The following is a 10,803-nucleotide window of genomic DNA, read 5'->3' as shown; positions in this document are numbered from 1 at the left end:
CATTTTCATCTTCGTCTTCAGTTTTTACAGTTGCATCCGTATCAAGGTTGATGTCTTTAGAATCATCTTCTGTTTCTTCGTCATCTTCCTTTTTCATATCAGCATCTGTATCAAGATTTTCATCTTCATCTTTCTTTGCTTTAGCATCATTTTCAATGACAGCTGTTTCTTCAGATTCAGTATCTGTATCTACTTCCTCTGTTACAACTGGTTCAACTTCCACCACATCTTCGACCGCTGGTTCTTGAACTACTACTTCTTCAGTAGTCGTTTCTTCAGCAGGTGCTTGCTTGACTGGTGCGTGAACAGCTGCATTTGGAGCAGCGTGTTTTTTAGCTGTTTCACTTGCATGTACACTAGCTTGTGATTTCACTGCTTTTTCTTTAGTCTCAAGCTTAGGTTCTGCTTTTGGCTGAGCCTTTACAGCAGGCTTTGCTGGAACTGCAGGAGTTGCTTTTACGGCAGCTTTCTTAGTGTTTACAGTTTTCACCTGAACTGGTTTAACTGAGTGAGATTGTTCCACTTTCACTTTATCTGGTCCGGCAGCTTGGGTAAAGTGCCCGCCTGTCAAGACTCCAATAGACAATACTCCAGCTAACATAAAAGATTTAACAACTTTAGTTCCATTCGTATAATTATTCATTTTTATTATTCGCTCCCTTTTTAATATCGTTATCCGTGGCAAATCGCGTCGGTATACGGTAAAAAAACAGGAGCTTCAATCGGTGGTGGTGATGGAGGGGCATTGACCCACTGGCTTCTAAAAACAGAAGCTCGGGATGAAAATGGCTGGGTAAGAATCAAATAAAAACCTTGATCCCATATAAACCACTTATCAAAAAAGCTTGTGCTGGTATTTCCATTACTTGTCCGGTCACTTGAAGGCCCCCCTGAAGCCTTCGTGCGTGATGGAGGATTAGGAAGATTATCTCCTTTTGGATACCTCTCTTTTTGGGAAGAACTAGGTTCATCCCTTTTTTCTGGAGCCGATTGTACAGCCGCTTTAGCAGCGGTTTTCATTTTCGAGACCGGCTTTTTGGCAATATCCTGAGAAGATTCTGCCTGATCCTTCAATCCGGGTGATAGAAGTTTTGTATCTTTCACATCTTCACTTTCAATATGTATGGATTTTACAGCAGCTTTTTTGTCTTCCGTATTGTTTGGCTTGGGCTTGGGCTTTGATATATTTTTGACTAAGCCTCGCTTTTGTCCAGAAACCTTTTTAGGCAAGAGCGTCTTGGCAGCCTTCTCGCTTCTATTTAAAGAGGCAATGGGTTTTCCAGTTGGCTGCTTAGACTGAGGAGGTTTGACAACAGCCTTTGCCTGAGCTGGCTTTTCTATTACAGGCTTCCGTTCAGTCGGCTGTTTTTTTACAACAGGTGCAGCTGTAGTTTTTTCAACAGCTTGAGCCTTCTCAGCTTGGACTGGCAATTTTTCCTGTATGACAGCCGCATGCTGTTCTCGCTTATCTGCATCTGGAGCTTTTTCAGCAAAAGCAAGGTCAGGTAAAAATATAGCCGTGCCAGCAATAAATCCAGTAATAATCAATTTTCGGAAGTGCATCCTTTCACCTCCTTTCAATATTGGATTATTCATGGATAGCATTCTGGATTTTAAACCTTTTTTTGTCGGTTTTTGTTGAATATAAAAATAAACCGTTCTTTTCGCCTAGTACGACGGGAGAGAAGAGGGAAAATGACCTGAGACAAACTACCTTATTTTTTGGCACTTTTAACAAAGAAAAGCAGGAAGTCTCAGCCTTCCTGCCAAATCGAGCTTATATTTTAATGGTAAAATCGTTGCCGCAATCCATAATGTCACCGGAGATTTCGCCGACATCCTCAATAAATAAGACACTGTTACTAATCTTTGGTTTATTTTTCATCCTGAGGTGCAGTCGAAAGACGTCTTTGAATTGTACTTTAAAAAAAGTGATAACTGGCTGCGTAAAAATATACTCTTTGTTTCCAGCCACTACTCGCAGGTATTGATGCAGTGTCTTATTTTCAAATGTAATCATATTAATAGGGTCAAAATAGATTGAATCGAATTTTCCTTCAATAAAAAGGGAAAAGACCCCTTGCTCCTCAAATTCTTTGAATTTTTTTAACCGATTAGATTTGATAAAATTGATTAGCTCCCACGTTTCCTGATTCACCTGAATCTCGTCAGAAATAGATTGCCTGTGCCATTCAATATTTTCTTTTAAAAATTCATACAAAGTTAGATTAGATTCAACAAATTTATGCTTCCAGTTACCTGCTGTAGTATCCAGATATAAACACATAAACATTCCGGAACCATATCCACTTCGTCTGATATTCAGGTTCGATTCAAGGCGATCCAATAGGTAGGGACTGTATTTTTCTATAATTTTATCATTTGGAAGACCTGAGATTTTTATGCTGGCGAGAAACTCTACATACCATGCGGTTCCTTCAACACTTTCTATTAAAAATTCATAGTCAGCATACTTGCCGATAAACGCCTTTCTTTTTTCACGCAGAGCGATAAAGTTGCTAATGGCTTCTTGGCTATTATAGATTACCGCTGAATAAAGTTGCTCTCTTTCACGACTCCTTAATTCAATATTTTCACCAAGTAAAGGATACTGACTGCCCATTAGCTCGTCAGGAAATCTCTTTTCCCCATATAAATATTGATATCCATGAAATGATTCATGCACAAGAATAGGATAGAGACTTTCGAATGTTTCATAGCGTTCCAGGTTAACGATGGCAGTTGGGTGATTGTGATAAAGAATCACTGTATCTGCACCATTGAAAACTGGCTCTGATGGGATTGTTTGAGTTTGAAAGTTTGTGTATGGATGGTTGACCAAATGAACCTCATCAGTATTATAAAGTGCATAAGCCACTGACCTAAAATCAGGCCAATACTCATCAAGCTTAATCCTGTTCATTAGTTCCTCGATTTTTACTGCTATTTCCACTTCGAAAACTCCTTTCATGGTTTAAGAACGATCCAATATTTATACTTTATTAAATTCTCCAGCAAAAGGAATTTCCCTTTCTCTTGCCCTTTTGTAAAAAAGTAGTAAAATGAACTTTATGCTTTAACCGTTTAAACGAAAGAAGGATGCACCATGAAAAATCTAAAAATCTATCTGATTCTTACAGGAATCATGTTTTTATGGGGAATGAATGTTACTGCCCTTAAGGTAATTGTCGGAAACTTTCCGCCGATTACAATCACGTCACTGCGTGTCTTCACAGCCGGAATCACTGTATTTATCATTCTCTTTTTCTTGAAAAAAGTCCGACTCCCATCCAGGAAGGAATGGATTTATATAATTGGAGGCGGCATTTTGAATGTTACAGGCCACCACTTGTTCCTCGGTCTCGGTCTTAAAGAAACATCTGCTGTTAATGGGGGATTAATCCTAGGGCTTGGTCCATTGCTGACTGCGTTGATGGCCATTCTATTCCTGGGTAAAAAGCTGACTCATGTCCGGACAATCGGTTTTATTTTCGGAGGGATTGGTGTTTCGTTGACAGTGCTCGCTGGGAGCACAGGTTTGTCAGGAATGTCATTAGGTGATTTTTATGTATTCCTGTCGATTCTGTCGCAGGCCATCAGTTTTATCATTATATCGAAGGCAGCAAGAACACTGGACCCACGTCTGTTGACAGGATATATGCTCGTGTTCGGTTCGATTTTGTTATTTTTCATTGGGCTCTGGAAGGAACCTGAAGGGTTATCGCATATTGGAAACGGCACAATTGGATTATGGAGTGTGTTCTTCGCATCAGCCATTTTTGCGACAGCAGTTGGGCACATGCTCTACAATTACGCGATTGGCATAACAGGACCTGCCGAAGCGTCTATTTTCCTTAATTTAAATACATTTCTTTCAATTTTATTCGCGGCAATTTTCCTTGGGGAGCACATCACTTCCTCACATTTGCTTGGTTTGGTCTTCATTGTTTCAGGCGTCATTTTCGGGTCTGGAGCTCTCGAGGAATTAATGCTCAAAAACAGGGCAAAGCGAAACGCAGCTTAATAGAAAGATTAAATAATGCAGGGCGGATGCTCTGCATTTTTTTTAGTGAAATCTTCATGTAGGTAGTCGTTATGATATAGGTTCAACCGGTGAAAAAATCATTCCAACCGGTGAAAAAACTGTCTCAACTGGTGAAAAAACTTTTTCAAATGGTGATACAACCATCCAATTGTACAAGATAAAATTCACCAGGTGAAAAAAGGCTTTAAACATGTGAAAAAATGTCCTCAATAAGTGTAAAAGCCTCCCTAACAAGTAAAAAACAATCCAACAAGTGAAAAAGTTTTTAAAGAGGAAAGCATGCTGTAAACTCAACTGGTGATTTTTACTCAACAACAAAAAAATGTACAATTTCCTCCTAAATCTGTCCGGAATCTGGACACTTTTAAAGAAAAGCCCCTTATTATACAGACACAATGCTCTTGGCATGATTCTTGCTTTATATAAAATTAGTAATTTTTATTAAAGTGGAGGTCATGCGGAATGAAGATGAGTGAAGTAAGAGCGATTGTTACTGGCGGAGCGTCCGGACTTGGCGAAGCAACTGTAAGAAATATCATCAAGCAGGGCGGCAAGGCGGCAATTCTGGATTTATCGGAGGAAAGGGGACAAAAGCTTGTTGAAGAATTAGGCGAAAGTGCCGTTTTTGTAAAAACAGATGTATCTAATGAACAAGATGTCTCAAACGCTGTCAGCAAGGCCATTGATTCCTTCGGTTCCATTAATACGGTGGTAAACTGCGCAGGCATTGGAATTGCGGCTAAGCTGCTGTCACGAAAGGGAGTCCATTCCTTGGACATGTTTTCAAAGGTGATTTCAATCAACCTGATTGGTACGTTCAATGTCATCCGCCTCGCATCCGAACAAATGACGAATAACGAGCCGAATGAAACGGGCGAAAGAGGTGTCATTATCAATACGGCTTCGGTGGCAGCGTTTGATGGCCAAATCGGCCAGGCAGCTTATAGTGCCTCCAAGGGCGGAGTTGTAGGAATGACATTGCCGATTGCCAGGGAGTTAGCTGCATTTGGAATCCGTGTAATGACAATTGCGCCAGGTTTATTCCATACCCCAATGTTCGATTCCCTGCCTGCGGAAGCGAGAGATTCTCTCGGAAAAATGGTACCGTTCCCGCAGCGGCTAGGGTTTCCTGAGGAATACGCACATCTCGCCGAAAGCATCATTACCAATCCTATGTTAAATGGTGAAACAATCCGTCTCGATGGCGCGATCAGGATGCAGCCAAAATAAATGAGATTAAGACTCTTTTCTGAAAAGGAAAGAGTCTATTTTGTTTAAAAGGGGACCTCAGAAAAATGGTGAAATTTCATCTTTCAAAGTATACCTAGCAATACGTAACCTTTATAATGAATATATCAGATTGAATTTTCAGAAATTTAAATGAAAAAGCCAGCTTTAAAGGTGGGGATAAATAGATGATTGAATTCAGGGATATTGTAACTCCGGTTGATTGTACGATTACGGAAAAAACCACATTGGGAGAGGCAATTGAAATCATCAAACAGAAGAAATGGAACCTGCTGCCTGTTACAGACAATCATCGGAACCTGCAGGGTATTTTTACGCGGAGCGGGCTGTATCAAATGATTCTGGACGGAAATCCTCTTGAGGCACAGATAAAAGAATACATAAAAAAGGACGCTCGCTCAATTCGGATCGATACTCCCTATCATCAAATTGAACAAATTGTAAAAACGAGCCGAGTTGGTACAGGGGTTGTACTTGATGAGAATAATAAGGTAATCGGATTGCTCACCAAAACGGAAATGGTACAGTCGCTGCTGAAATCCGCAAACACATTGAAGGAGCAGCTGGAAACGATTTTAAAGCATTCCAATATGGGTGTGTTGATGACCGACGAAAACTTGCGAATCATCTATGCCAATGAAGCTCTTTCGAAAATTTGCGGCCGTCCAGTAGAGTCGATTCAATCTCAGTGCCTTGAAGACATGTTCCCAGGTCTGCCCATTGAAAACAATGTTCACCATCATTATGAAAAATATAAATCTATTATGCATATTTCAGCATATGAGACGGTTAACCACCGGCAAGGAAAAATCGTTTTATTCCAGGATATTTCCGAAATTGAAGTAATGGCTGAAGAGCTTCAAACAGTCAAGAAATTGAAGCTGACCATTGAGACGACATTAGAGCATGCCTACGATGGAATCCTCATGACAGATGAACGGAATATGATCACGATGGTAAGCCCGCCACTGCTTGAACTTTTCAACCTTGAAAAAATAGATGTTTTAAACCAGGCTGTCGACAAAGTGCTGCCTCAACTCAAGCTTGGCAATGTGTTCAAAACAGAAACAGCGGAAGTCAGTGATTTTAATGAATTGAATGGCATTAAATATATCGTCCATCGAATCCCGATCAAGAAGGATGGGCGGGTCATCGGCGCGATTGGAAAGGTGATGTTCCGCCAGTTAAATGAAGTGAGCGAGCTGTTCAAAAGGCTGCAAAAGGCCGAAAGCAAGGCAAGCTTTTACCATCAGCAGCTGCAAAAATCGGAATCAGCAAGATTCACTTGGGACCATATTTTCAGTGAAGACCCTTATATGGAAAAATTGAAGAAAAGTGCCGCTAAAGCAGCGAAAGGCAGGTCAACCGTACTGATCAGAGGAGAGAGCGGGACAGGCAAGGAATTGTTCGCGCATGCCATCCATAATAGCAGTGCCAGAAGTGATGGCAAGTTTGTCGTCGTGAACTGTGCAGCGATTCCAGAGGATTTGCTTGAATCCGAATTTTTCGGATACGAAGAAGGTGCTTTTACAGGGGCGAAGCAGCGCGGCAAAATCGGGAAGTTCGATCTTGCCAACGGCGGCACATTGTTTCTTGATGAAATTGGCGACATGTCACTGGCTCTCCAGGCGAAATTATTAAGAGTCCTGCAGGAGCGCGAATTTTACCGTGTCGGCGGGAATGCCCGCATAAAAGTGGATGTGAGGATCATTGCGGCGACGAATCGGAACCTGGAGGAAATGGTGAGAGCAGGAGAATTTCGGGAGGACTTATACTACAGGCTGAACGTCATCTCCTTGAATATCCCGCCGTTGCGGGAACGTGTCCATGATGTGGAGCATTTGACCATCAGTTTAATGAAGGAATTGAATTCAATGCTTGGCACAAGCTTAACCGGAATCTCATCACACGCTATGCAGGCGCTGCTTCATTACAAATGGCCGGGAAATGTCCGCGAGCTTAGAAATGTGCTTGAGAGGGCTATGACCTTTGCTGAGCATGGTAAAATTCAGGCGGAGGATCTTCCTGACTACTTAATTTCTCAAGTTGCCGAACCAGCTTTGCCAAGGGTAAGACTTGCCGAAGACGCGGAACTTGGTGCCATCAAAAAGGCGTTAACCCAGGCAAACGGCAACAAAGCACAAGCTGCCAGGCTGCTCGGGATCAGCCGGTCAGGACTGTATGAAAAAATAAAAAAATACCAGCTGTCAGTTTAGGGGGATTTTAAGTGCAATGGGATAAAAAATATCACTCACTGATGCCGCCGTTTATAATAGTAGGCTTAATATTAATCTTCTTTTTACCCTCCTTTTTCAGGCCGTATATCATTTTAATTGTACCTTTGACCTTTTGGACTGTTTATCATATTTGGAAAAAGAGCGACCAGAACAAGACGTACCGTAAATAGTAATTGAACTGTCCAGAATAAGGTGTCCATTTTCTGGACACCTTGCAATAACGTTTGTTATTTCGATCCCTGATATCAATGCTTTTATTATTTTTGGAAAATTGGCATAATTATTGCATATATAAAATTGGATACGCTTTCAATTTATACGCCAATTTTATCTAGGGGGAAATCGTGTATGGATATCGGGTCATATTTAGCGCAAAATGCAAGGAAAACTCCTGAAAAGCTTGCAATCGAATGTGAGGGCAGAGGTTTTACGTACAAACAGTTTAATGAAGAAGTAAATAAACTGGCACACGGGCTGATTGGACTGGGGATTCGCAAAGGCGAAAAGGTTGCTTTAATGATGAAGAACTCTGACAAGTTTGTGTTTGCTTTTTTTGCAGCAGCTAAAATAGGCGCGGTAATCGTACCAGTAAATTTCCGCCTGACGTCATCAGAGGTCCATTATATTCTCGATCAGTCTGGAACGGTTCTTGTCATCTGTGACGACGATTTCGAGGACACAATCACTTCAGCAAGAGAAGGAACGTGCGTCGCCCATGTCATCACGACCGGAACTCCAACCACAGTAGGTCATCACTCATATGAGGGAGTATTGGCTGTCAGTTCGGAAAATCCGCCAATCGAGGTCAGTGACGATGATGACCTGGAAATTTTATATACTTCAGGTACAACCGGAAAACCGAAAGGGGCCCTATTTGACCATAAACGAGTCTTCAATGTGGGATTGACGATGATGATCAGCATGGGCATCAACCAGGAGGAGCGAATCCTTCATATCGCACCGCTGTTCCATTCAGCACAGCTTAACCTGTTCCTCATTTCAGGAGTAGTACTTGGGGCAACGCATATTATCCATCGTGATTTCCATCCGGTGAAAACGCTAGAGGCAATTCAAGAGAATAAGATCACGCACTTCTTTGGAGTCCCGGCAATGTATAACTTTTTGCTGCAGGTGCCTAATGCCGCCGATTATGACCTTTCTTCGATAAAAAGATGCGGATATGGCGCTGCACCGATGGCACCTGAGCTAGTACGAAAAAGCATCGAGTTGTTCCGTACAGACCAGTTTTATAACCTTTGTGGCTTAACCGAAGCTGGGCCAGGCGGAATCCTGCTGAATCCCGAAGGACATAAAAATCATTTCGGAAAAGGCGGCAAGGCAGCATTCCTAACTGAAGCCAGAGTCGTCAATGAAGAAGGCAAGGATATCAAGCATGGTGCAGTCGGTGAATTCATCATCAAGGGCGAATCAATCATGAAGGAATATTACAAGAAGCCGGAGGAGACGGCAAAAACAATCAAAGATGGCTGGCTATATACGGGAGATCTCGCAACGATTGATGAAGAAGGCTTCATAACGCTTGTCGACCGAAAAAAAGACATGATTATTTCCGGCGGAGAAAATGTGTATTCAATCGAGGTTGAGGAAGTGCTCTATGAACACCCTGCCGTTTTGGAGGCAGCAATCATTGGGCTCCCGGATGAGGTTTGGGGAGAAGCAGTGTGTGCAGTAATCGTGCCGAAACAGGGTGCAGTTGTAGATGAACAAGAATTAAAAACTTTTTGTCGTCAAAAACTTGCAGGCTACAAGGTTCCTAGAAGGATATTTATTGAGGAAGCACTGCCAAGGAATGCTTCTGGAAAAATACTAAAATACCAACTGCGCCATAAATTGAATGAAGTAACTCAGTAGCAAATTAACTAAAGGGGAGAGATATAGAATGAAGCACCCTTATTTAACGGATGACCACGAAATCTTTCGCAGGTCACTAAGGAAGTTTTTAGAAAAGGAAGCTTACCCGTTTTACGATCAGTGGGAAGAGGACAGGATGATTCCGCGCTCCTTTTGGACGAAGATGGGGGAACAGGGATATCTTTGCCCAGATATTGATGAGGAATATGGCGGAAGTGAGGTTGACTGGGGATTCGCGGTAGTCATCAATGAAGAGCTGGAGCGGGTGGGCTCCGGGCTTGTTGGAGTGGGACTCCATAATGACATCGTTGTTCCGTATATCACCGCTTTCGGCACGGAAGAACAAAAGAAACGCTGGCTGCCGAAATGCACGACAGGGGAAATCATTACAGCAATCGCGATGACTGAGCCTGGTACAGGTTCGGATCTGGCGAACATCCAGACAATTGCTATTCTTGATGGCGACCACTACATTTTAAACGGCCAAAAAACATTTATAACAAATGGAATCCAGTCAGATCTCATTGTTGTCGCCTGTAAAACAGATCCGAAAGCGAAACCGAAGCATAAGGGTGTCAGCCTCCTCGTTGTCGAACGAGATATGGCGGGTTTTTCAAGGGGAAGAAAGCTCAATAAGGTTGGGCTTCACTGCCAGGACACAGCGGAACTTATTTTTGAAGACTGCAGAGTGCCAAAGGAAAACCTGCTTGGTGAAGAGGGCAAAGGCTTCATTTACTTGATGGAAAAACTTCAACAGGAGCGCCTTCTTGTGGCAATTGCCGCACAGACAGCTTCAGAGGTGATGCTGAAGCAGACGATTGATTACGTGAAAAGTCGCGAAGCCTTCGGCAAGCCGGTAAGCAAATTCCAAAACACGCAATTTAAAATCGTTGAGATGGCGACCGAAATTGAAATGGGCAGGGCATACCTTGATCAACTGATCGCCGAGCATATCGAGGGAAAGGATGTTGTAACGAAGGTGTCGATGGCAAAATGGAAGCTGACCGACAGCGCCCGAAAAATCGCCGCAGAATGCATGCAGCTCCATGGCGGCTACGGCTATATGGAAGAATACGAGATTGCCAGAAGATTCCGCGATATACCAGTCTCAAGCATTTACGCAGGAACGAATGAAATCATGAAGACGATCATTGCGAAGAATTTGGGGTTATAGGGCCAGTATTTATAAATGGAACATTAAAACAATTCGAGACCAAAACGAAAATGAATTGTTTTCAAAGGGCTCATAAAGACAATTCTAGAGAGTAAAATTCCACTTGAGTTGTTATCAAAGGGGTCCATTGGAACACTGAGAGAGCCAAAACCGTCTCAGGGATGTTCCAATAGGGTCCATTGGAAACACTGTGAGAGCGAAAACCGTCTCAGGGATGTTCCAATAGG

At 42.4% G+C, this 10,803-nt stretch carries 7 protein-coding genes and 1 pseudogene; 5 read left to right on the top strand and 3 right to left on the bottom strand.

The window, feature by feature from the left end; all coding sequences use genetic code 11:
* The 3 genes and pseudogenes from V7654_RS10855 to V7654_RS10845 all read right to left on the bottom strand — a co-directional run.
* A pseudogene (locus V7654_RS10855) lies at positions 1-643 on the bottom strand (hypothetical protein); the annotation flags it as partial.
* A gap of 29 nt (positions 644-672) precedes the next feature.
* Positions 673-1,563: a hypothetical protein gene (locus V7654_RS10850; RefSeq protein WP_335430352.1), complete on the bottom strand. Its 891-nt coding sequence runs from the start codon at positions 1,561-1,563 to the stop codon at positions 673-675.
* A gap of 214 nt (positions 1,564-1,777) precedes the next feature.
* The gene (locus V7654_RS10845) at positions 1,778-2,953 is read right to left on the bottom strand and encodes a hypothetical protein (RefSeq protein WP_335430351.1); all 1,176 of its coding nucleotides are present in this window, start codon (positions 2,951-2,953) and stop codon (positions 1,778-1,780) included.
* A gap of 153 nt (positions 2,954-3,106) precedes the next feature.
* Here V7654_RS10845 and V7654_RS10840 point away from each other — a divergent pair, with 153 nt between their 5' ends.
* The 5 genes from V7654_RS10840 to V7654_RS10820 all read left to right on the top strand — a co-directional run bounded on the left by V7654_RS10840 (position 3,107) and on the right by V7654_RS10820 (position 10,576).
* Positions 3,107-4,024, top strand: coding sequence for a DMT family transporter (locus tag V7654_RS10840; RefSeq protein WP_335430350.1), 918 nt, complete (start codon positions 3,107-3,109; stop codon positions 4,022-4,024).
* Positions 4,025-4,507: 483 nt separating this feature from the next.
* On the top strand, positions 4,508-5,275 hold the full coding sequence (locus V7654_RS10835) for a 3-hydroxyacyl-CoA dehydrogenase (protein ID WP_335430349.1): 768 nt from the start codon (positions 4,508-4,510) through the stop codon (positions 5,273-5,275).
* Positions 5,276-5,460: 185 nt separating this feature from the next.
* The gene (locus V7654_RS10830) at positions 5,461-7,509 is read left to right on the top strand and encodes a sigma 54-interacting transcriptional regulator (protein WP_335430348.1); all 2,049 of its coding nucleotides are present in this window, start codon (positions 5,461-5,463) and stop codon (positions 7,507-7,509) included.
* Positions 7,510-7,878: 369 nt separating this feature from the next.
* Positions 7,879-9,402 carry a long-chain-fatty-acid--CoA ligase gene (locus tag V7654_RS10825; protein WP_335430347.1) on the top strand — a complete coding sequence of 508 codons (1,524 nt, stop codon included), beginning with the start codon at positions 7,879-7,881 and terminating at the stop codon, positions 9,400-9,402.
* 28 nt (positions 9,403-9,430) lie between these two features.
* A complete protein-coding gene (locus tag V7654_RS10820; protein ID WP_335430346.1) occupies positions 9,431-10,576 on the top strand; it encodes an acyl-CoA dehydrogenase family protein in 1,146 nt (381 codons plus the stop codon).
* The last annotated feature ends 227 nt before the right edge of the window (positions 10,577-10,803 follow it).

The sequence above is a fragment of the Bacillus sp. JJ1609 genome (assembly GCF_036967045.1).
Classification (GTDB): Bacteria; Bacillota; Bacilli; order Bacillales; family Cytobacillaceae; genus Mesobacillus.
Note: the sequence above shows the minus strand (reverse complement) of the source record. Positions and strands in the feature narration are given on the sequence as shown.